Origin of the sequence: Gordonia sp. CPCC 206044 (assembly GCF_048537895.1) — a bacterium.
Lineage (GTDB): Bacteria > Actinomycetota > Actinomycetes > Mycobacteriales > Mycobacteriaceae > Gordonia.
In genome coordinates, this window is record NZ_JBCLVL010000013.1 from 130,809 (window position 1) to 152,722 (window position 21,914).

Here is a 21,914-nt window from a genome sequence, read left to right on the forward strand (position 1 = left end):
CTAGCCGACGGACATCGGACGCGGGTAGGTGCCCGTCGGCCCGCGTCACACGGCCCGGGGTTCACGCGCGGTTGGGCAGCAACCGTTTGTGGATGGCGTCGGCGGCGGCGAGGAGGTCGGCCGCCCACCGGGCACCGGGCCGACGACCCATCCGGTCGATGGGGCCGGACACCGAGATCGCCGCGACGACCTCGCCTGCGCTGTCGCGGACCGGGGCCGAGACACTGGCGACGCCCGCCGCCCGCTCGCCGGCGCTCTGCGCCCAGCCGCGTCTGCGGATCTCGTGCAGCGCGCGGTCGCTGAAGACACTGTCGTGCAGGAGGGCTCGCTGTGTCGACGGTTCGGCCCACGCGAGCAGGACCTTGGCCGCCGAGCCCGCGGTCATCGGGAATCGGGTGCCGATCGGGACCGTGTCACGAAGGCCGGTGGGCGGTTCCATCGCCGCGATACACACGCGTTCGGAGCCTTCGCGTCGGTAGACCTGCACGCTCTCGCCGGTGATCTCGCGCAGACGCGGCAGCACCATGAGCGCGGCCTCCCGAATGGGATCGTGTGCAGAGGAGGCGAGTTCGCTCAATGCCGGCCCCGGATACCACCGTCCACTCGCATTGCGGGCGAGGAGGCGATGGGTCTCGAGACCGACGGCGAGACGATGTGCCGTGGCGCGTGGCAAACCGGTGCGCTCACACAACTCGGTGAGGTTCGCGGGGGCCTCGGCCATCGCCCGTAGGACGACCATCGATTTGTCGAGGACACCGATTCCGCTGCTGGGTGCCAATGCGCTATCATTTCCCATAGGACGATATTATCGTTCCAAATAGTGAGATGCACAAGTTGGTCGCGACGCCTGCGCGTCCCGACGATTCCGAGCAGATGCGAGTACAGCCATGAGTTACAGCCCCGACACACCGCGTACTCTCGCCGAGAAGGTGTGGGACGACCACGTCGTCGTACGTGGTGACGAAGATGCCGCCGGGAACCGCAATCCCGACCTGATCTACATCGATCTCCACCTCGTCCACGAGGTGACGAGCCCGCAGGCGTTCGACGGTCTGCGGATGGCCGGACGGCCCGTGCGACGTCCGGATCTGACCATCGCCACCGAAGACCACAATGTGCCGACGGTCGACATCGACAAGCCGATCGCCGACGTCGTCTCGCGCACCCAGGTCGACACGCTGCGCCACAATTGCGCGGAATTCGGTGTCCGCCTGCATCCGATGGGCGATGCCGAACAGGGCATCGTGCACGTCGTCGGACCCCAGCTCGGGCTCACCCAGCCGGGTATGACCGTTGTCTGTGGCGACAGCCATACCTCGACGCACGGCGCATTCGGCGCGCTGGCAATGGGAATCGGCACCTCTGAGGTCGAACACGTGTTGGCGACGCAGACACTCTCGTTGCGCCCCTTCAAGACCATGGCGATCACCGTGGACGGCGAACTGCCGCCCGGGGTGACGAGCAAGGACCTGATCCTGGCGGTCATCGCCGAGATCGGCACCGGGGGCGGTCAGGGGCATGTGCTCGAGTACCGCGGACCGGCCATCGAGAAGCTCTCCATGGAATCGCGAATGACGATCTGCAACATGTCGATCGAGGCGGGCGCCCGCGCCGGCATGATCGCGCCGGATCAGGTCACCTACGACTTCCTGAAGGGGCGGCCGAACGCGCCGACGGGTGCGGACTGGGATGCGGCGGTCGAGTACTGGAGCAGTCTGCGTACCGATCCCGGAGCGGAATTCGACCGTGAGGTGCACATCGACGCCAGCACGCTGACGCCGTTCGTGACCTGGGGAACCAACCCCGGACAGGGTGCGCCGCTGGGTTCGTCGGTGCCCGATCCCGACCAGATCGCCGACGAGACCAAGGCGACCGCCGCCCGTCGCGCGCTGGACTACATGGACCTGCAGCCGGGGATGCCGCTGCGGGAGGTGAAGGTCGACACCGTCTTCGTCGGTTCGTGTACCAACGGCCGGATCGAGGATCTCCGTGCGGTCGCCGACATCCTCAAGGGGCGCAAGATCGCCGACGGGATGCGGATGTTGGTGGTGCCGGGTTCGATGCGCGTCCGCGCGCAGGCCGAGTCGGAGGGGCTCGGAGAGATCTTCACCGCGGCCGGTGCGCAATGGCGCCAGGCCGGTTGCTCGATGTGCCTGGGGATGAACCCCGATCAGCTCTCGCCGGGGGAGCGGTGCGCCTCGACCTCCAACCGCAACTTCGAAGGGCGGCAGGGTAAGGGCGGACGGACTCACCTGGTGTCGCCGGCGGTGGCCGCGGCCACCGCGGTACGCGGCACTCTGGCGGCTCCGGCCGATCTCGACTGACCACCCGAGTACCATCTCGACCACAACACGATCGGATCTTTCCCATGGAACCCTTCATCACCCACACCGGAATCGGTGTGCCCCTGCGACGCAGCAACGTGGACACCGACCAGATCATCCCTGCGGTCTATCTGAAGCGAGTGACCCGCACAGGATTTGAGGACGGGTTGTTCGCCGGATGGCGCAGCGACCCGGACTTCATCCTCAACAACGAGCCGTGGAGCCGCGGGTCGGTGTTGGTCGCCGGCCCGGATTTCGGAACAGGTTCCTCCCGGGAGCACGCGGTCTGGGCTCTGTCGGACTTCGGTTTTCGGGTCGTCATCTCGTCACGCTTCGCGGATATCTTCCGCGGCAACGCCGGCAAGGCGGGTCTGGTGGCCGCCCAGGTCGAGCAGTCCGACGTGGAACTGCTCTGGAAGCGGATCGAGGAGCAGCCCGGGCTGGAACTGACCGTCAGCCTTGCCGATCGGACCGTCACGGCGGCAGACCTTGTGGTGCCGTTGGCAATTGATGACTACACGCGATGGCGTCTGATGGAGGGTCTGGACGACATCGGACTGACATTGCGCCAGGTAGAGGCCATTTCTGAGTTCGAGCGCGGCCGGCCGTCCTTCAAGCCGGTCACCCTGGACGGCTGATCGCCGGGGGAACGCGGGACCCCTTTCGGCCACACCGCGACCGCATCGCCGGGAACATGATTGCTGCTTTCGATTTCGCAACATGCCCGGTTAATTGGCGTGGAAGATGGACGTTTTCGAATTGGACGTTTACCGTGAGGGTTAGCTGGCCATATTCCGATGGGTCAGAACAGCTTGCGGAGGTTTCCAATGAACAAGGCAGAGCTCATCGATGAGCTGACCAAAAAGCTCGACGCGGATCGCAAGACTGCGACAGCCGCCGTCGAGTTGATCGTCGACACGATCGTGCGCGCGGTGAACAAAGGTGAGAGCGTCACCATCACCGGCTTCGGTGTGTTCGAGAAGCGCAAGCGCGCCCCGCGCGTGGCGCGCAACCCGCGCACCGGCGAGACCGTGAAGGTGCGTGCCACTTCGGTTCCCGCGTTCCGTCCGGGCGCACAGTTCAAGGCCGTGGTCGCCGGTAAGCAGAAGCTCGCTTCTTCCGGTCCCGCGGTGAAGCGCGGCAGCGGCGCCATCGCGGCCCCGGCCAAGAAGGCTCCGGCGAAGAAGACGGCAGCCAAGAAGGCGGCTCCCGCCAAGAAGACCGCGGCCAAGAAGGCTCCGGTCAAGAAGGCGGCTCCGGCCAAGAAGACCGCGGCCAAGAAGGCGGCTCCCGCCAAGAAGACCGCAGCCAAGAAGGCTCCGGTCAAGAAGGCGGCAGCCAAGAAGGCGGCTCCCGCCAAGAAGACCGCGGCCAAGAAGGCCCCGGCCAAGAAGACCGCGGCCAAGAAGGCCCCGGCCAAGCGCACCCGTCGCTGAGGTCGCCCAGGTTTCACCAGTTCAGCCCCCGTCGCCCTTCCCTCGGCGGGGGCTGAACTGTGTGCCGAGTCGGAAAAGTGGTACTGGGTATCAGGATTCGGTGTGGTCGTTCTCCGGCAGCGGGCTGTCGATGTGATCGGCCGCGACGAGACGGCCACCGAGCGTAGACAGGACCCACACACTGCCCTTGCGATTCCGTTTGGGCGGCAGGGTGATGTCGTCGCGCTGCGACCACCACGTCATCATCGGCGGGATGACCTTGCCCTGACTGCAGACGGCATGAACTGCCGACACGTCGCGCGCGATCTCCTGGATGCGTTGCTGCGCCGCGACGGGATCCGAACGGTAGGACTCCTCGGAGAGGGCCTTCTCGATGGTGATCGGCACGCCCAGCGACTCGGCCAGCGGAGCGACGGTCTGTTCGCAGCGGACGCGGTCTGCGGCGTGCACGCGCGTGGCACCGAAGATCTCCAGCAGTCCGGCCAGTTCGGCGGCCTGCCGGCGCCCGAGCTGGTCGAGCGGCCGCTCGCGGTCGTCACCCTTGTAGCGTGACCGCCGGCCCGCCCTGGCGTGGCGGACGAGGAGCAAGGTGTGCACATCGGCGGGTAGACGCACGAACTCACGAAGGACCGTGCGGTCCTGGTTGTAGCTGAGTTTCGCTGTGGCACTGGGGATATCGAGCCATCGAAGTTCATCGACCTCGTGGTTGAGGAGGAAGTCGCCATCGAGATCACACGCCGCCCAGTAACGGACCCGTTTGCGGTTGCCGTTGGGCAGTGAGTAGGCGACATCCCGGAGATGGCGACCGAGCCGCACACGGTGCCCGGTTTCCTCGGCGATCTCGCGGGCCGCGGTCGCGATGAGGGTCTCGCCGTTCTCGGCCTTGCCCTTGGGAAGCGTCCAGTCGTCGTACCGGGGCCGGTGTACGAGTCCGACCTCGATGTGGCCGTCGCGGCCGGGACGCCACAGGACGCCACCGGCCGCCCACACCGTTTTCGTTGTCTTGGACATCGAGGCGATCTTAAATGCCCGACATTGCGTGCCGGCTACGATTTCTGGTCGAGTCGATGATGCCTGCGCATCATCTGCCGTTGGTGATCGCGGACCTCTTCGCCTGCTGCCGGCGACGCCACCCAACTCCCGTCCGACTGCAACACCCAGCATCGGGTACGTGGATCGAGCGCGGAGGCGAACATGTCCTCGAGCTCGCCGGTCAGGCGCGAGTCGCGTACCTGGACCATCACTTCCACGCGACGGTCGAGATTGCGATGCATCATGTCGGCGCTGCCGATCCAGTACTCGTTCTGCGCACCGAAGTAGAGGATGCGCGAATGCTCCAGGAACTGGCCGAGTATCGACCGCACCACGATGCTCTCGCTGATCCCGGGCATCCCGGGACGCAGCGCGCAGATGCCGCGCACCACGATCTCGACCGGCACACCGTTCTGAGAGGCCCGGTACAGGGCGTCGATCACCTGCTCGTCGACGAGGGCGTTGGCCTTCAGCTGGATTCGCGCACGGGTGTCGCCCTCCCGGAAACGGTCGACCTCGCCCTGGATTCGGGCGATGATGCCCGACCGAATCCCGTGCGGGGCCACCAGAATGTTGCGGTACTCCTTTTTGCCGGAGTAACCGGTGAGCGTGTTGAACAGATCGGTCAGGTCCGCGCCCACATCCGGCGCCGCCGTGAACAGACCCACGTCTTCGTAGAGCCGCGCCGTCTTGGGGTTGTAGTTGCCGGTGCCGATGTGGCAGTAACGGCGGATGTGCGATCCTTCGCGCCGCACCACGAGGCATGTCTTGCAGTGCGTCTTGAGGCCGACCAGTCCGTACACCACGTGCACGCCTGCCTGTTCGAGTTGCCTGGCCCACTTGATGTTCGCCTGCTCGTCGAAGCGTGCCTTGATCTCCACCAACGCGACGACCTGCTTGCCTGCCTCGGCCGCGTCGATCAGCGCGTTGACGATCGGTGAGTCACCGGAGGTCCGGTAGAGAGTCTGCTTGATCGCCAGGACCTGGGGGTCGGCCGCCGCCTGTTCGATGAAGCGCTGCACGCTGGTGGAAAACGAATCGTAGGGGTGATGGACGAGCACGTCGCCCTCGCGCAGGGTCGAGAACACGCTCTTGGGCGTCTCGCGCTCACCGAATGCCGGGTGCGTCGCCGGCACGAACGGGCGGTCCTTGAGATGTGGTCGGTCGAGGCCGTGGATCTCGAACAGACAGGACAGGTCGAGCAGACCCGGAACCTGGATCACATCGGCGGGATTCACATCGAGTTCGCGCAGGAGCAGTTCGAGCATGTGCTCGCTCATGTCGTCGGCGACCTCGAGTCGCACCGGTGAGCCGAACCGTCGGCGCGCCAACTCGCGCTCGAGTGCCTGCAGAAGATCTTCGTCCCGATCCTCCTCGACCTCGAAATCCGCATTTCGGGTGATCCGGAACACGTGGTGCTCAACGATTTCCATGTCCGGGAAGAGTTGTTGGAGGTTCGCCGCGATCAGGGTTTCCAGGGGCAGGAACACCGCTTGACCCGACTCGTTGGACGGATCGCTGCGCGGCATCAGACTGTCGACGCGGACGAATCGGTTCACGTTGTCGGGCACCTTGACGCGGGCGAAGTGCTCACCGCCCTCGACGGTGTCGCGAACCGTGACCGCCAGGTTCAACGACAGCCCGCTGATGTAGGGGAACGGGTGTGCCGGGTCCACCGCGAGCGGAGTGAGGACCGGGAACACGTCTTCGTGGAAATACTCCACCAGGCGGGCTTGCTGCGCGTCGGTCAGTGCGTCCCAGGTGACGACGTGAATGTTCTTGTCCGCCAGGGCAGGTCGCACCGAATCGAGAAAGACCCTGGCATGACGGTCGGCCAACGTCTGGGTGCGCCCGGCGATTCGCAGCAACTGTTCGCGAGGGGACAGGCCGTCCGCGGAACGCACCGACAGGCCGGTCTCGTCGCGGCGTTTGAGTCCGGCGACGCGCACCATGAAGAACTCGTCGAGGTTGGACGCGAAGATGGCCAGGAATTTGGCCCGTTCGAGTAACGCCATCGAGGTGTCCTCGGCCAGGGCCAGGACGCGGGCATTGAAGTCGAGCCAACTCAACTCGCGGTTGAGGTATCTGTCGTCGGGCAGGTCGGCGGACTCGTCGGGCAGCAGGGTCGCGGCCGGTGGTGCCCCGGGGATGGAGGCGATCGGCTGCGTGGCGATGTCGTCTGCTGGGATCACCGTTCAATCATGACGCATCGGGCGTCGTTCGCATGCTTTCGGCCTGCCTCAGACCCAACGATGCGGCCGTGTGTCTTCCCAGACCGAGCAGACGTGCGGCCTCGAGATCGGCCGCGGTGTCCACGTCGGTCCTCAGATCCGCCCAATGCCGGTGGCCCGGGTCGAGTTCGACGGCGCCTGCGAGCCGGTGGGCTGTTGCCGAATCCGGGCCGAAGCGCGGCGGGTGCGCCACCGCCACGTCGCGCACGAGGATCGTGGTACCGGTGGCGTCACGGTCGGTGAGCAGCGCTTCGGTGTGGCCGCGCGAGGCGTCGATCACCGACGTCAGGCTCTGCGAGGTGGCCGCGGGCAGATCGGCCTGGATCAACAGCACCCTGGTGGTCGAGGGCCACTGTGCGCGGACCTGCGCGGTGGCGTGGGTGAAGGCGAGATTCAGGCGGTCGGCTGGTGAGGCATCGTCGGCAGCCACGATCTCCTGGGCGCCGACCGCCCCGGCCGATCGGGCCGCCGCCAGGACGTCGGCGTCCGGACTGACGACGACGATGCGTCCGATCCCCGCCGACGACACGGCCTCCACCGTGTCGAGCATCATGGCGAGCACCAGACCCCGGTGTCCCGCATGATGCGCGGGCCCGCGGCTTGCGGCGAGACGACTCTTCGCGTCGTCGAGTCGCTTCACCGCCATCACCGCTGCGGTTTCGGCGGTGGCGGGTTCACCGACGACGCGCATGCGGGTGACGTCGTCGGCGTACACGCCGTCGGGTCCCGGATGCGATGTCGAGTCCATGGTGACCATCATGCCGACAGGTGCGCGGGCACGGTCAACCCGCACCGGACATCGGCGTCGGCGGCCGGGGTGCACGCATTAGGGTGAGGTGCTAGATCGAGGTGAAGGAGTGGTTGTGCGCACGGTGGTGATGGGGGCCGGGTCCTGGGGGACCGCAACGGCGAAGGTTCTCGTCGACGCGGGAGCGTCGGACACGACGATCTGGGCCCGACGGCCCGAACTCGCGGATCGGATCAACACCGAGCACACCAATCCCGACTACCTGCCGGGTATCGCGCTGCCCGTCGGCCTGACGGCCACCAGTTCGGTGGCCGAAGCGCTCGCCGATGCCGATGTCGTCGTGTGTGCGGTCCCGTCACAGTCGTTGCGCGCCAACCTCACCGAGTGGACGGCCCACGTCCGACCGGACACCACCTATGTGTCGTTGGCGAAAGGTGTCGAGACGGGCACGCTGTTGCGGATGAGCGAGGTGATCGCCGAGGTGTCCGGTGCCGACGCGGCGCACATCGCCGTGTTGTCGGGGCCGAATCTGGCCCGCGAGGTGGCCGAGGGCCAACCGGCGGCCACAGTGATCGCCTGCGCCGACGAGCCGCGCGCACGCGAACTGCAGCAGGCCTTCAACACCGGATACTTTCGGCCGTACACCAACACCGATGTGGTGGGGACCGAGATCGGTGGTGCCGTCAAGAACGTCATCGCGCTCGCCTGCGGGATGGCCAGTGGTGTCGGCTTCGGTCAGAACACGCTGGCCACCATCATCACCCGTGGGCTCGCCGAGACGATGCGTCTGGGTGTCGCGCTCGGCGCCCACACCGAGACCCTCGCGGGTCTGGCAGGTATCGGGGACCTGGTCGCCACCTGTTCGTCGCCGCTGTCGCGTAACCGTTCCTTTGGCGCTCGGCTCGGCGAGGGCGCGACGATGGAGCAGGCACAGGAGGACACACACGGCCAGGTTGCCGAAGGCGTCAAATCGTGTTCGTCGGTGCGTGCGCTCGCGAGCAAGGTCGACGTGGAGGTGCCGTTGACCGATGCCGTCCATCAGGTGTGTCACCAGGGACTCTCGGTGCACGACGCGGTCAAGACGTTGTTGGGGCGCAGCACCAAACCCGAGCGATATCGCTGAGACGGCCAGACGTCCGGATTCGCTCAGCCGAAGTCGAGCGGACCGCGATCCAGGGTGCGGTCGATGATCGCCGAGACATCGGTGATTGGGCCGTTGCCGGCGTTCTCCGGGATCCACATCGCCACGTAGGGGCGGTGATCGACGCACACGTAGGCCTGGCCGGAGCCCTCGACGCTGTCGGTGATGAACCACTGCACCGGATTGATCACCTGCAGATTGCTCGTCGGGGACAGCTCGGTGGGCCGGGAGATCCCGCAACGCAAGGTGAGGGCGTCACCCTGACCGTCCGCAGGCCAGCGCACCGTGGACCCCTCGACCTCTTTGTCGCCGAAACCGTCGAAGGTCTGCGGTAGTTCCGAAATGAGTTTCGCGCAGTCGGCCGAGGCCGCCTCGCCGGTGGCGTAGTTGTCGATCGGCGTCGTCGGATCGGGACGCAGGGCGGCGAAGGTGATGAAACCGACGATCACCATCACCGGGACCGCGATCAGCGTGGCGATCAGTGCCGGACTCAGGCGCGGACCGGAACCGTAGCGCGACGTCAGTCCGTCGGCGGATTCCTCGGGGCGGTCGGGCTGGGCGTCGTCATCGGTCACGGACAACACCCTAGTGATCGTCAGCGGGTGTGCTGCACCACCGGGCAGGTGAGGGTGCGGGTGATGCCGTCGACCTTCTGGATCTGCGGGACGACATCGTCGGTCAGATGGGTGGCGTCGGCGGCGTCGACCCGGACGATCACGTCGTAGGGGCCGCTGACCTCCTCGGACGAGGCCACACCGGAGATCTCGGCGATCGTCGCGGCAGCCAGCGCGGCCCGTCCGACCTCGGTCTGGATCAGAATGTATGCCTGGACCACGCCCATCCTCTCGTCTGCGCCCGGCCGGCGGACGCGCCCCGCGGCGAGCGGGGTGACACTGCCGCGGTCGGGCAATCGGCCCCGGCGACCCAATACACTGTCGCCATATTGTCGCTGACAACCCCGTGCCAGCGCGACTCAAAGCGATCGAGGAGATGTCCGTGTCCGTCGGAAGCGTCGGGGATCCGGTCGACCGTACGGCCACGGTCCGCGATGTGGGCGAGCGGCGACTGATCGCCGAACTCACCCGCGTGGCAACACAAACCGCCTCGTCTGCCGAGCGCGATCCGTCGGCCGGGCACCGGCCGGACATCGTGATCGGCTCCGGCGACGACGCCGCGGTCATCGACACCGCGGGACCCACCGTGATCAGTACGGACACCGCCGTGCAGGGACGACACTTCCGCTTCGACTGGTCTGACGCAAGGACCATCGGCGCACGGGCGGTGGTGCAGTCGGCCGCGGACATCGCGGCGATGGGCGCCCGCACCACGGGCACGGTGGTCTCGATCGCCTGTCCGCCGACGACGACGGTGGGCACCGTGCTCGAACTCAACGCAGGCATCGTCGAGATGACGCACCGTTTGGGCGCACGGGTTCTCGGTGGCGATCTCGTCGCCGCCGACCAGGTCGTCCTCACGGTGACCGCGGTGGGCGCCCTCGACGGTGCGGTCCCGATCGTGGTTGGCGGCGCCCACCCGGGTGACGTGCTCGCGGTCACCGGTCGGGCACTCGGTTCCAGTGCTGCGGGACTGGCGTTGCTGGTCGACGCCGATGCACGCTCGCGCACGGCCCTTCTCGACGAGCATCGGTCGGTGGTGGATGCCTACCGGCTGCCCACCCCGGACCTGGCGCAGGGGCCGCGTGCCGCGCGCGCCGGTGCGCACGCGATGACCGACATCTCCGATGGTCTGGTGGAGGAACTGATCACGATGGCGTCGGCATCGGGCGTGTGCCTCGAGGTCGAGAGCGCGCGAATCCCGGGTAGCCCCGCTCTGCCGGGCATCGCCGCGGCACTGGGCGCTGATGCGACCTCGTGGCGGCTGACCGGCGGTGAGGATCACGAACTGCTCGCCGCCTTCCCCGATGGCGACCTGCCGCAGGGGTGGACCGCGATCGGCGCGGTGACACCGGGATCGGGTGTGTACGTCGACGGCCGAGTGGTTGCGGATCTGCACGGCTGGCAGTCGTTCGGAATGTGACCGTCGCCGCGAGCCGCCGGTGTGTTTGGATTCGGTGCATGGCTATCTATGCACTCGGTGACCGCGAACCAGTCCTCGGCGAGGACGTCTACATCCATCCGGACGCGGTGGTGATCGGGGACGTGACACTCGCTGACGGCGTATCGGTCTGGCCCGGTGCGGTGCTGCGCGGGGATTCCGGCACGATCACCATCGGCCGTCGCACCAACATCCAGGACGGCACCGTCATCCATTGCACGCCCATCGATCCGACCGTCATCGGCGACGAATGCGTGGTCGGCCACAACGCGCACATCGAGGGGGCGACGATCGGCGACCACTGTCTGATCGCGTCGGGTTCGGTGGTGCTCAACGGTTCGACCGTGGGAGCCGGTGCGATCGTGGGGGCAGGTGCGGTGGTGCCCTTCAAGTTCGCCGTTCCCGAGCGGGCGATGGCCCTCGGTGTCCCGGCGCGGATCCGTGAGGGATATGTGGTGCCGAAGGGGCATGTCGATCTCAACGTCGAGATGTACCACCAGAACGCCACCTATTTCCGCGAGTCGCTGCGGAGGATCGGATGAGCCCGAAACCGTTGTCGGAGTTGCTGGATCCCGGCTGGGCCGCAGCCTTGGCGCCGGTGCAGGACACCATCGCGGCGATGGGCGGCTTCCTGCGTGAGGAGAACGCGGCGGGCCGCGGATATCTCCCGTCCGGCAAACATGTGTTGCGCGCGTTCACGCAGCCGTTCGATGACGTCCGCGTGCTCATCGTCGGGCAGGATCCGTACCCGACGCCGGGGCATGCGGTGGGGTTGAGTTTCTCGGTCGCGCCGGACGTCGCGCCGATCCCGCGTTCGCTGACCAACATCTATCGCGAGTACTGCGAGGACCTCGGGTACCCGATGCCCGCCAACGGTGACCTCACCCCGTGGGCGCAATCCGGGGTGTTGCTGCTGAACCGAGTTCTCACCGTGGCGCCGGGGGAACCGGCCTCGCATCGCGGCAAGGGGTGGGAGGACGTCACCGAATGCGCGATCAAGGCGCTCGTCGCGCGGGAGGCAGAACCGCTCGTGGCCATCCTGTGGGGTCGTGACGCGGGCAACCTCAAACAATGGCTGCCCGACGTCCCGGTGATCGAGTCGGCACACCCTTCGCCGCTGTCGGCGAGTCGAGGGTTCTTCGGATCCCGGCCGTTCAGCCGGGCCAACACCGCGCTCGAGGAGCTCGGCGCCGACCCGGTGGACTGGCGACTGCCCTGATCCCTGCCGGTTGCCGGTCAGCGGGTCCGTGCGGCAGCGAAATCGGGTGCACGCTTGGCGACGAAGGCGTCCACGCCCTCGATGCCCTCCGGCGATGCCGACAGTGCGGAGATCGACCGTGCCTCGGCGGCGAGGTGATCGGCGAGCGATCTGGTGGCCGAGTCCGCGAGCAGGGCGCGGGTGTTGTTGTCGGACTGCCAGGGTCCCGCGGCCAGTTCGGCCGCGACCGCGCGGGCACGCGATTCGACCTCGTCGTCGGCGACGACCTCCGACAGCAGGCCCCACGCGAGTGCCTGCTCGGCCGCGATCACCTGATCGGTGAGAATGATGTGCCGGGCCCGGGCCGGGCCGACGATGCGTGGCAGGGTCCAGGTCAGGCCACCGTCGGGGGACAGGCCAATGCCGCGGTAGGCCGGTCGCAGGCGGGTCGACGTCCCGCCGATCGCGACGTCGGCGTGCAGCATGGTGCTCATTCCGGCGCCCGCGGCCCAACCCTTGACGGCTGCGACGACCGGCCGGTTCGCCTCGTGGAGCGCATTGACGAAGGCGTGGAAGTTGTCCGCGATCTCGCGGAGATAGGTCGGGCGGTGCTCGGCGGCGGCGAACGCTTTCACGTTGCCGCCCGCGCAGAAGTTGTTCCCGGTGCCGACCAGCAGGACGGCTCCGACGGCACGTTCGCCGCGGGCCACCTCGTGCAGTGCTGCCGCGCCCTCGATCATGGCGTCGTCGGCCAGCGAATTGCCCGCCGCCGCGGTGGAGACGGCGATCGTCAGGAGTGGGCCGTCCTGCTCGACGAGAGGGGCGGCGGGGACGGGGGCGGACGCGGTGGTCGGCTGTGCGGTCATAGCGCGCACTCTATCGCCCAACGCACAAAGACCCGACCCCCGGGGCGAGCGAATGCTCGTTCGGGAATCGGGTTTGCGTGCGTGAAGAACGACGATGGGGCGCCGCAGCGCCGCATCGATCAGACGCGTGCGGTCTTGCCGGCCTTCAGGCAGGAGGTGCACACGTTCTTGCGCTTGCGGTTCCCCGGCGCGACCTCGACGCGCACCGACTGAATGTTCGGGTTCCACCGGCGGTTCGTGCGCCGGTGCGAGTGCGAAACCGACTTGCCGAAGCCCGGTCCCTTGCCGCAGATATCGCAGACGGCAGCCATCGTCGAACTCCCTTGGTTGATGAATCGTGGTCGTGTCCTGCCCGCGACAGTCGCGATCGCCGACGAGACGTCGACGGGTTTTGTCGCGAGGCAACCCTGCAAGAGTAGCCGCATACGGCCGACCCGGCCAAATCCGGTGTCCATGACCACCCTGATCCACACCATCGATGTCGGTGATCTCGGAGAGCTCCGACTGCCCGGGTAACCTCTAGCACAACGGAGGTTGGGCATGGGCACCAGCAGGAGTTAGGGGTTTCATGGAGTCGGTGTTCGACGGTGGCCTCGCGCGGACGATGAACCCCGCGCTGCTGCGGGACTGGGCGCACGCCGCCGTCGACGGCCTCGAGGCGCTGCGCGGCGAGATCAATGATCTCAACGTCTTCCCGATCCCGGATTCGGACACCGGCAGCAACATGCTGTTCACCATGTCGGCGGCGGCCGACGCCGCCGACCGGGTGCCCGCGGACGCCGGAAGTGGGGCCATCGCCCGGGCGATGGCCGACGGGGCGGTCACCTCGGCCCGCGGCAACAGCGGCATCATCTTGTCCCAGGTGCTCGTCGGACTCGCCGACGCAGCCGAACTCGGCCCCGACGACACGCAGCTGACCTTCAACCAGCTGTGGTCGGCCGGTCTGCGGCTGGGGTCGCTGGCCGCGTTGCGGGCCGTGAGCGATCCTCGCGAGGGCACGGTCCTGACGGTGATCGCGACCGCGGCGCAGACCGCCGCCGAGCACCTCGACGGTTCGCCCGGCGACCTGGCGCGTGCGGTGGCCGACGACTGTGCGGAGGCCCTGGAGCGGACCCCGGAACAACTTCCGGAGCTGGCCGATGCCGGCGTGGTGGATGCCGGAGGCCGCGGTTTCCTGGCCCTGGCCGACGCCATGGTGGCGGTGCTGACCGGCGTCGCGCAGCGTCGGCGGCGCTATCGAGGCATCCTCATCGGTGGCGGTGCGCCGGGGCATCAGGAGAACGACGCCTGCTCGGGCGGCACCGACATGGACTTCGAGGTCATGTACCTCCTCGACGGCACCGCGGGTGGACAGATCGGATCACTGCGCGAGTTCCTCAACGAGATCGGCGACGCGGTGGTGATCGTCGGCGACAGTTCCGGCGGTGCGGGCGAACGTTTTTCGGTGCACGTGCACACCTGTGAGCCCGGCCGGGCGGTGGAGGCCGGTGTGGTGCGCGGCGCGGTCTCCGACATCCGGATCAGTTGCTTCGCCCTCGACGCGATTCGGGCGCAGGCGGCCACCGTGGAACCGCCGCCGCGTCACAAGCGAGCCGTGGTGGCGGTGGTCACGGGCGCGGGTGCCGCCGACCTGTTCGCCGAGGAGGGGGCCGCGGTGGTTCGCGCCGACGACGGGCTCACACCGTCGGCGCTCGCCGAGGCGATTCGTGCGACCGACAGTGCGCATGTGGTGGTGATGGCCAACGGCAAGCTGACCTCGCAGGATCTGGTCACCGTGACCGCGGAGACCCGATCGACTCAGCGATCCGTGGTCTACCTGCCGACTTCGTCGATGGTGCAGTGTCTTTCGGCTCTCGCCGTGCACGATGCGGCCGAACAACCCGATGCGGACACCTATGCGATGGCCGAGGCCGCCGCGGCCACCCGCTGGGGATCGCTGCGTCGCGCCGAGGGGCGCATGATGACGTTGGCGGGCACCTGTGAGGTCGGGGATGTGCTCGGGCTCATCGGGTCCGACGTCCTGGTCATCGCGCCCGACCAGACGGGTGCGGCGACGGCGCTGGTCGATCTGATGCTCGCGACCGGTGGTGAGATGGTGACCGTGATGGCCGGGCAGGACGTGGACGATGCGGCGCTCGACGGCGTCGCCGAACAGATGCGGCGCAGCTATCCCGGTGTGGAGCTCGCGGTGTACCGGACAGGTCAACCCGACCAACTGATCCAGGTGGGGGTCGAGTAGTGCCCCGGATGTCGGACTCGCTCGAGGCCGTCCTCGGTCCGCAGGTGACTGCCAAGCTGGAATCGATCTCGGTGAGCACCGTCGGTGAGCTGTTGCGCTACGCGCCCCGGCGGTATGTGCGCCAGGGGCAACTGTCCGAGGACGAACTGCCCGCAGACGACGAATGGGTGACCATCCTCGGGCGTATCACCGGATCGCGGATGATCCAGATGCGCAAGCGGCACGGCCAGTTCCTCAAGGTGACCGTCACCGACGGCAACCACACGTATGAGGCGAACTTCTTCAACGCCCGGTACATCCAGCACAAGCTGACATCGGGTGCACGGGTGATGATGGCCGGCAAGGTGAAGACCTTCAACGGCAAGGTGCAGCTGTCGCATCCGGAGTGGGCGATTGTGCCCGACGGTGATCCCGAGGTGGAACGCGTCGTCGGGACGGGGATGCTCGCGGAGATCTATGCGGCCGAGAGCGAGAAATCCGGCGGTGACGTCGAACTCGTCGACCTGGACCGTGCGATCGTGCCGATCTACCCGGCCACCAAGGACATCCAGACCTGGACCATCTGGAATGCGGTTCGCAAGGTGCTGGCGGCCTTCGGCGACGACACGGTCATCGAGGATGCACTGACCGAGGAGCAGAGGACCCGACGCGGTCTGATCAGCACGGCCGAGGCGCTACATCGGATACATCTGCCCGAGACCTCCGAGGATATCGAGACCGCGTCGCTGCGGCTGAAATTCGATGAGGCGCTGGCGATCCAGACGGTACTCGCGCGGCGCCGGATCGCCGGTCGTGAGGAGATGGCACCCCCGTGCCCGCATGTGCCCGACGGGCTGGAGGATGCGCTCACCGCGCGGTTGCCGTTCACGCTCACCGACGGACAGCAGGGCGTCGTCGCCGAGATCGGTGCGGAACTGGGCCGATCGGCACCGATGAGCAGGTTGCTGCAGGGCGAGGTCGGCTCGGGCAAAACCCTCGTCTCGTTGCTGGCGATGCTGCGAGTTGTCGACAACGGTCATCAATGTGTGATCCTCGCGCCGACCGAAGTTCTTGCAGCACAGCATTATCGGACGATGCGCACCATGCTGGGAGACCTTGCGTCTGCCGGTGAGCTCGGCGCCGCCGACGGCGCCACGACCATCGCGCTGTTGACCGGCTCGATGAAGACGGCGGGCAAGCGACAGACATTGCTCGACGTGGTGAGCGGGACGGCGGGCATCGTCGTCGGGACGCATGCCCTGCTCGAGGAGAACGTCTCGTTCTTCGATCTGGGCATGGTGGTCGTCGACGAGCAGCATCGCTTCGGCGTCGAACAGCGAGATGTACTGCGGGGCAAGGGGAGAGACGGTCTGATGCCGCACTTCCTGGTGATGACCGCGACGCCGATTCCGAGGACGGTCGCGATGACGGTCTTCGGCGACCTGGAGACGTCGGTGTTGCGTGAGCTCCCGCGTGGGCGTCAGCCGATCAGCACCTCGGTGGTCCCGATGGGCAACGACGCATGGGTGGACCGGGCGTGGGCGCGCGCCGCCGAGGAGATGACCGCCGGTCGACAGGTCTACGTGGTCTGTTCACGTATCGGCGACGACCCGGATGCCAAGAAGTCGAAGCGACGTTCCACCGACGAGGAGAACCCGGCGGCCAAGACGACGTCGGTCCTCGATCAGTACGCGGAACTGCTGACCGGTCCGCTCGGTGGGTTCCGCATCGAGATGCTGCACGGCCGTCTGCCTGCCGAGGAGAAGAACTCGGTGATGGACGCGTTCGGGCGCGGCGAGGTCGACCTGGTGGTGTCCACCACCGTCATCGAGGTCGGTGTCGACGTGCCCAACGCCACGATGATGGTCATCGTCGACGCGGAGCGATTCGGTGTCAGCCAGCTGCATCAGTTGCGCGGTCGTGTCGGCCGTGGTCGCCATCCCGGACTGTGCCTGCTGATGACCTCTGCACCGCAGATCTCGCAAGCGATGCAGCGGTTGCGGGCCGTCGAGTCGTCGAACGACGGTTTCGAGCTGGCCCGCGTCGACCTGGAGCAGCGTCGGGAGGGTGATGTGCTGGGCTCACTGCAGTCCGGTGGCACGTCGTCTCTGCGGTTCCTGTCGCTGATGGCCGATGCCGACGTCATCGCCGACGCGCGAGAGTTCGCCGAGGAAGTCGTCGGCGGTGACCTCGAACTCGAGCGGCACCGCTCGCTCGCCGATCTGGTCGACGCGATCCTGATCCCGCAGAAGGTCGAATACCTCGACAAGTCCTAGCGGCCGGCACCAGTCGGCCCCGGAACCGTCTGCGTCGCGGTGACGTCCAACCCTGGGACGGGGAGGGGCGGACGGGGAGGGGCGCGGATGCGGCAGCTCGAGTCGATCGCGACGATCGTCGGGTCATGGCGGCGATCGGGGTATCGCGGTGTCGAATGGCCGTTGCGATGGTGGCTGATCGCGGCCGTGTGCGTGGGCAGTGCCGTACTCGTCGCCATCGGCACTGCGCTGCCCGACGACGTGCCCTCCGACCCCGCAGTGGCACGACGTGCGCAGATCGCCGTATCCGAATTGTCGGTGATCGACATCGCGGCCCGGCGGCCCGCGCGCGACGATTACCAGCGCGAGGCGTTCGGCGCGGCGTGGACCGACGATGTCCGGGTCGTCGACGGCGCCAACGGTTGTGACACCCGCAACGACGTGCTGGCCCGCGACCTGCGCGACACCCGTCGCGCCCCGGTGCGATCCTGCCCGACGGCGGTGATGTCGGGCGAGTTCCGCAGTCCCTACACCGGTGAGTTCCTGGTGTTTCGACGCGACGGGCATGCGGGCGCGGTGCAGATCGACCACATCGTGCCGCTGGCGTACGCCTGGGACATGGGGGCGTGGGCCTGGGCACCGGGGCGGCGGGCGGACTTCGCCAACGATCCGGCGAATCTCGTCGCGGTCGACGCGTCATCCAACCTGACGAAGTCCGATCACGAGCCGGCGCGGTGGATGCCACCCGACGACGGGTTCCACTGCCAATACGCCATCGAGTTCGTCATGGTCTCGGGGACCTACGGACTGGCGCTCGACCGCCGCTCCCGCGACGTCCTGCTCGGGGCACTGCGAAGCTGTTGACCTGCGCCGATCATCACGACTGACCCGGCGGCCGGCATGGCGGGGAGATTGGTGTTCGCGTATTGAGAGAACGTCGTTGACACCCTCGGGGTTTCGTGTCAGTGTTCTGACATTGGGGCGTGTCCGCGTCGTGGCATCCGACCATGCCGGTCGCGCCCTGGTTCTGGTGACAACTCACATCACTGCCGCCGACGCAGGCGGCGAGAAGGGGATCACGATGACGCTGCAGGCGGTCTTGGACGACATTGCGAAACGGCCGGGGGACGGAGACGTCATCCCGGTCATCGATCCGGCCACAGAAGAACAGATCAGCGAGTTCGCCGACGGGGGTGCGGCGGCCGTCGACGCCGCCGTCGCGCGCGCACGCGAGTCATTCGACGCCGGTGTGTGGGTCGGCATGAGCGATCGCGACCGCGCCAAGGTGCTGTGGCGCATCGGCGATCTGATCGACAAGTATGCCGACGACATCGCCCAGTTGGATTCGCTCAACACCGGCATGCCGCTGGCGCAGGCGCAGATGATCGTGCCGACCTGTGCGGAGTTCTTCCGCTATTACGCGGGCTGGTGCACCAAGATGAACGGCACCGCGCACGATGTGCAGATGGCAGGCGGTGTCTCGGGTGCCCATGCCAACATGCAGGCCTACACCCGTAAGGAACCGTACGGTGTGGTCGGCCTGATCTTCCCGTGGAACGGGCCGATCTTCAACGCCTGCGCCAAGATCGCACCGGCCTTGGCCGCCGGCTGCAGCAGCGTGGTGAAGGCGGCCGAGGAGACACCGCTGTCGGCCTTCCTGCTCGAACGCATCCTCGCCGAGGCCGGTGTCCCGGACGGGGTGGTGAACCTGGTGCTCGGCTACGGACACACCGCGGGTGCCGCGTTGTCGGTGCATCCCGACGTCGACAAGATCGCCTTCACCGGGTCGACCGAGGTCGGCAAACAGATCATCGCGGCGTCGGCGGGCAACCTGAAGAAGGTCATGCTCGAACTCGGTGGCAAGTCGCCGGTGCTGATCTACGACGATGCCGACCTCGACATGGCCATCCTGATGGCCGCCATGGGCATCTTCGTGCACTCAGGCCAGGGCTGTGTCTGCGGATCGCGGATCTTCGTGCACCGCAACGTCTACGACCAGGTTCTCGAAGGTATTGCGGGCGTGGCCAATTCGCTGAACCTGGGCGGCCCGAAAGAAGAGGACGTGCACATCGGTCCGCTGATCTCCGACAAGCAGCTCAAGCGGGTCATGGGCTACATCGACGAGGGCAAATCCGACGGCGTGGAGGTCGTGACCGGCGGCCACCGGCTGGATCGCAAGGGGTATTTCGTCCATCCCACGGTGCTGACCAACGTCGACCCCGGCATGCGTCTGTACCAGGAGGAGATCTTCGGTCCGGTCGTGCCGGTGCTGCCGTTCGACGACGACGACGAGGCCGTGAAGCTGGCCAACGACACCACCTACGGCCTCGCGGCCACGGTGTGGACGGAGAACCTGGCCCGTGCCAACAACATCGCACGACGACTCGAAGCGGGAACCGTCACGCTGAACTGCCAGTTGGTGTTCGACCACTCGGTGCCGTTCGGCGGCTACAAGCAGTCCGGGTGGGGGCATGAGTTCGGTCGCGAGGGTATCGAGGCCTACATGCAGACCAAGTCGATCTGGGCGCAGATCTGACGGATGCCCCGACGACAACGGGTAACGCGCCCCGAGGAGAACCTCGGGGCGCGTTACCCGTTGCGGTGACGACTATTTCAAGCAGCTGCCGCCGTCGACGGTCAGTTCCAGACCGGTGACGAACCGGGATTCGTCGGAGGCCAGGAAGAGCACCGCATTGCTGATGTCCTCGGGCTCCACCCAGCCGATGGGCAGCACATGCATCATCTGTCCGATGGGCAGCAGGTCGTCGGGGCCCGGGTTCTCGAGGTCCGGACGGAACATCTTCATGGTGCCCTCGTTCATGAACATCGGCGTGTTCACGTTGGTCGGGTGCACCGAGTTGACCCGGATGTTGTGCTGACCGAGTTCCACGGCGAAGCTGCGCATCACGCCGACGACGCCGTGTTTGGCGGCCACATAGTTGCCACAGTTCGGGTACGCCTTGAGGCCGCCGACCGAACTGGTGAGGATGATCGATCCGCCTTCGCCGCCGGAGATAACGTGTCCCACACCTGCTTTCACGGTCTTCCAGACCGAGCTCAGGTTGACGTCGATCATTTCCTGCCAGTCGTGCTCGCTGGTCTTGTCCAGCGTGTCACCGCCGTTGCCGATGCCCGCGTTGGCGACGATGATGTCGAGGCGACCGAGCTGTTCTACGCCGCTGTCCACTGCGGACTTCAGTGCGTCGAAGTCGCGGACGTCGACCTCGGCGGTGACGATACGGCGGTCGAGGGCCTTGACCATGTCGGCGGTCTCGGCCAGATCCGCCGAGGTGGACGCCGGGATCGGTGTGTCCTCGACGACGGGGCGGCAGATGTCGACCGCGATGATGTCGGCGCCCTCCTGTGCCAGACGCACCGCGTGGCTGCGCCCCTGTCCGCGCGCCGCCCCGGTGACCAGCGCAACCTTTCCTTCTACGCGACCTGTCATCGAATACCCCATTTCCGTTGGAATTCCCTAGATTTCGAGAGGACTGCCAAGCGACCGCCCGATCGTCACCGGTGCTGCCGCGGTCATTCATCGGGTGCAGGAAGTGTTGTGCGACAGGTTGATTCCCGTCTCATGCCACCCCCTGCGGTAGAGCGCATCCGGTGGGCGTGCCGGGTTGGTACTCGAGGATTGCGTGCACTGTGCGACACTGAACCCACCAAAATTCTGTCAGTAGACTGACACCAGCTAGAGGCGGTTGTCAATGGTTCAGGACCACTCAGTGGGACCGGCGCAGCAACGGATCTCGCGCCCCGCGCAGGTGGAGCGGACGCGTAAACGCATCGTCGGCGCGGGCGCAGCGCTCGTCCACGAATTCGAGAGCTGGAATTGGGATGGGTTGACGTTCCGGGCCGTGGCCGAGCGGGCGGGTGTCAGCGATCGCACCGTGTACCGATATTTCCCCACGGAGCGTCACCTGCACGACGCGGTGATGGCCGAGTTGGAGGACGAGGCCGGCATGGATTACGACGGCGTGGAACTCAAGGACGTGGGGCAGATGGCGGCCAAGGTCTTCGAGTCTCTGCAGCGGTATTCCACACCGCAGACGATCGCGACGTTCACCGGGGAGGCGTTCATCGGTGCCGATGAACGCCGCCGGATGGCTCTGGTCAAGGCGGTGGCCGGGCACGCACCCGATTTCACCGACCGTCAGCGACAGGTCGCCGCCGCCATCATCGACGTGCTGTGGAATCCGCCCACCTATGAACGGCTCACCGGGGCATGGGGTCTGGATCACGACACGGCACTCGCCGCGGTCGAGTGGATCGTCGGAAAGGTCTCCGATGTTCTCGACGAGGGAGACTTCCCGCGGTTCGACGGGTCCGACGAATGACCGGGGCGCCGCGACGGGCGCGCACCGGCGCAGAATCGGCCGCGCGGCCCCGGACGCTGGTGGATGCCCG

The 21,914-nt window shown here is 67.0% G+C and carries 21 protein-coding genes; 12 read left to right on the forward strand and 9 right to left on the reverse strand.

The window, feature by feature from the left end; all coding sequences use genetic code 11:
• Window positions 1-61: 61 nt before the first annotated feature.
• Window positions 62-796 carry an IclR family transcriptional regulator gene (locus AAFP35_RS19875; protein ID WP_419223362.1) on the reverse strand — a complete coding sequence of 245 codons (735 nt, stop codon included), beginning with the start codon at window positions 794-796 and terminating at the stop codon, window positions 62-64.
• A gap of 91 nt (window positions 797-887) precedes the next feature.
• Between AAFP35_RS19875 and leuC the strand changes: the two genes are divergently transcribed.
• From leuC to AAFP35_RS19890, 3 genes are all read left to right on the forward strand, one after another.
• A complete protein-coding gene (gene leuC, locus AAFP35_RS19880) occupies window positions 888-2,324 on the forward strand; it encodes a 3-isopropylmalate dehydratase large subunit (RefSeq protein WP_419223363.1) in 1,437 nt (478 codons plus the stop codon).
• Window positions 2,325-2,368: 44 nt separating this feature from the next.
• Window positions 2,369-2,962 (forward strand): 3-isopropylmalate dehydratase small subunit, encoded by a 594-nt coding sequence (gene leuD / locus AAFP35_RS19885; RefSeq protein ID WP_419223364.1) that lies wholly within the window; start codon window positions 2,369-2,371, stop codon window positions 2,960-2,962.
• A gap of 189 nt (window positions 2,963-3,151) precedes the next feature.
• Window positions 3,152-3,760: an HU family DNA-binding protein gene (locus AAFP35_RS19890; protein WP_419223365.1), complete on the forward strand. Its 609-nt coding sequence runs from the start codon at window positions 3,152-3,154 to the stop codon at window positions 3,758-3,760.
• Window positions 3,761-3,850: 90 nt separating this feature from the next.
• Here AAFP35_RS19890 and AAFP35_RS19895 read toward each other — a convergent pair whose 3' ends face one another.
• From AAFP35_RS19895 to cofC, 3 genes are read right to left on the reverse strand one after another with little or no spacing between them, the layout of a single operon-like run.
• Window positions 3,851-4,771: an NUDIX hydrolase gene (locus tag AAFP35_RS19895; protein WP_419223366.1), complete on the reverse strand. Its 921-nt coding sequence runs from the start codon at window positions 4,769-4,771 to the stop codon at window positions 3,851-3,853.
• Between the two features lie 35 nt (window positions 4,772-4,806).
• The gene (locus AAFP35_RS19900; RefSeq protein ID WP_419223367.1) at window positions 4,807-6,984 is read right to left on the reverse strand and encodes an RNA degradosome polyphosphate kinase; all 2,178 of its coding nucleotides are present in this window, start codon (window positions 6,982-6,984) and stop codon (window positions 4,807-4,809) included.
• Window positions 6,985-6,991: 7 nt separating this feature from the next.
• On the reverse strand, window positions 6,992-7,771 hold the full coding sequence (gene cofC, locus AAFP35_RS19905) for a 2-phospho-L-lactate guanylyltransferase (RefSeq protein WP_419223368.1): 780 nt from the start codon (window positions 7,769-7,771) through the stop codon (window positions 6,992-6,994).
• 115 nt (window positions 7,772-7,886) lie between these two features.
• Between cofC and AAFP35_RS19910 the strand changes: the two genes are divergently transcribed.
• Window positions 7,887-8,894, forward strand: a complete 1,008-nt coding sequence (locus AAFP35_RS19910; RefSeq protein WP_419223369.1) for an NAD(P)H-dependent glycerol-3-phosphate dehydrogenase — start codon at window positions 7,887-7,889, stop codon at window positions 8,892-8,894.
• Between the two features lie 23 nt (window positions 8,895-8,917).
• Here the strand turns inward: AAFP35_RS19910 and AAFP35_RS19915 are convergent, their stop codons facing one another.
• Together AAFP35_RS19915 and AAFP35_RS19920 are read right to left on the reverse strand one after the other, a co-directional pair.
• On the reverse strand, window positions 8,918-9,496 hold the full coding sequence (locus AAFP35_RS19915; RefSeq protein WP_419223370.1) for a DUF3515 domain-containing protein: 579 nt from the start codon (window positions 9,494-9,496) through the stop codon (window positions 8,918-8,920).
• Between the two features lie 11 nt (window positions 9,497-9,507).
• The gene (locus AAFP35_RS19920) at window positions 9,508-9,753 is read right to left on the reverse strand and encodes an Lrp/AsnC ligand binding domain-containing protein (protein ID WP_419223371.1); all 246 of its coding nucleotides are present in this window, start codon (window positions 9,751-9,753) and stop codon (window positions 9,508-9,510) included.
• Between the two features lie 149 nt (window positions 9,754-9,902).
• Here AAFP35_RS19920 and thiL point away from each other — a divergent pair, with 149 nt between their 5' ends.
• The 3 genes from thiL to AAFP35_RS19935 are packed head-to-tail and all read left to right on the forward strand — an operon-like array spanning window position 9,903 to window position 12,186.
• Complete coding sequence (thiL, locus tag AAFP35_RS19925; protein WP_419223372.1) at window positions 9,903-10,949, forward strand: thiamine-phosphate kinase; 1,047 nt, start codon at window positions 9,903-9,905, stop codon at window positions 10,947-10,949.
• Window positions 10,950-10,987: 38 nt separating this feature from the next.
• A complete protein-coding gene (locus AAFP35_RS19930) occupies window positions 10,988-11,509 on the forward strand; it encodes a gamma carbonic anhydrase family protein (protein ID WP_419223373.1) in 522 nt (173 codons plus the stop codon).
• Entirely contained in the window at window positions 11,506-12,186 is a 681-nt protein-coding gene (locus tag AAFP35_RS19935; protein ID WP_419223374.1) for a uracil-DNA glycosylase, read from the forward strand. Before AAFP35_RS19930 ends, AAFP35_RS19935 begins: the two co-directional genes overlap by 4 nt.
• 17 nt (window positions 12,187-12,203) lie before the next feature.
• Here AAFP35_RS19935 and AAFP35_RS19940 read toward each other — a convergent pair whose 3' ends face one another.
• Window positions 12,204-13,031: an enoyl-CoA hydratase/isomerase family protein gene (locus AAFP35_RS19940; protein WP_419223375.1), complete on the reverse strand. Its 828-nt coding sequence runs from the start codon at window positions 13,029-13,031 to the stop codon at window positions 12,204-12,206.
• Window positions 13,032-13,150: 119 nt separating this feature from the next.
• Window positions 13,151-13,342: a 50S ribosomal protein L28 gene (gene rpmB, locus AAFP35_RS19945; RefSeq protein ID WP_124706538.1), complete on the reverse strand. Its 192-nt coding sequence runs from the start codon at window positions 13,340-13,342 to the stop codon at window positions 13,151-13,153.
• A gap of 257 nt (window positions 13,343-13,599) precedes the next feature.
• On the opposite strand from rpmB, the gene AAFP35_RS19950 reads away from it, so the two are divergent.
• The 4 genes from AAFP35_RS19950 to AAFP35_RS19965 all read left to right on the forward strand — a co-directional run bounded on the left by AAFP35_RS19950 (window position 13,600) and on the right by AAFP35_RS19965 (window position 20,040).
• A complete protein-coding gene (locus AAFP35_RS19950) occupies window positions 13,600-15,270 on the forward strand; it encodes a DAK2 domain-containing protein (protein ID WP_419223376.1) in 1,671 nt (556 codons plus the stop codon).
• An 8-nt stretch (window positions 15,271-15,278) separates the two neighbouring features.
• Window positions 15,279-17,525, forward strand: coding sequence for an ATP-dependent DNA helicase RecG (gene recG / locus AAFP35_RS19955; protein WP_419223377.1), 2,247 nt, complete (start codon window positions 15,279-15,281; stop codon window positions 17,523-17,525).
• A gap of 87 nt (window positions 17,526-17,612) precedes the next feature.
• Complete coding sequence (locus tag AAFP35_RS19960; protein WP_419223378.1) at window positions 17,613-18,368, forward strand: HNH endonuclease family protein; 756 nt, start codon at window positions 17,613-17,615, stop codon at window positions 18,366-18,368.
• A 217-nt stretch (window positions 18,369-18,585) separates the two neighbouring features.
• Window positions 18,586-20,040 (forward strand): aldehyde dehydrogenase family protein, encoded by a 1,455-nt coding sequence (locus AAFP35_RS19965; RefSeq protein WP_419223413.1) that lies wholly within the window; start codon window positions 18,586-18,588, stop codon window positions 20,038-20,040.
• Between the two features lie 72 nt (window positions 20,041-20,112).
• On the opposite strand, the gene AAFP35_RS19970 is transcribed toward AAFP35_RS19965, so the two are convergent.
• Entirely contained in the window at window positions 20,113-20,952 is an 840-nt protein-coding gene (locus tag AAFP35_RS19970) for a mycofactocin-coupled SDR family oxidoreductase (protein WP_419223379.1), read from the reverse strand.
• Between the two features lie 280 nt (window positions 20,953-21,232).
• Here AAFP35_RS19970 and AAFP35_RS19975 point away from each other — a divergent pair, with 280 nt between their 5' ends.
• A complete protein-coding gene (locus AAFP35_RS19975) occupies window positions 21,233-21,844 on the forward strand; it encodes a TetR/AcrR family transcriptional regulator (protein ID WP_419223380.1) in 612 nt (203 codons plus the stop codon).
• Window positions 21,845-21,914: the final 70 nt, after the last annotated feature.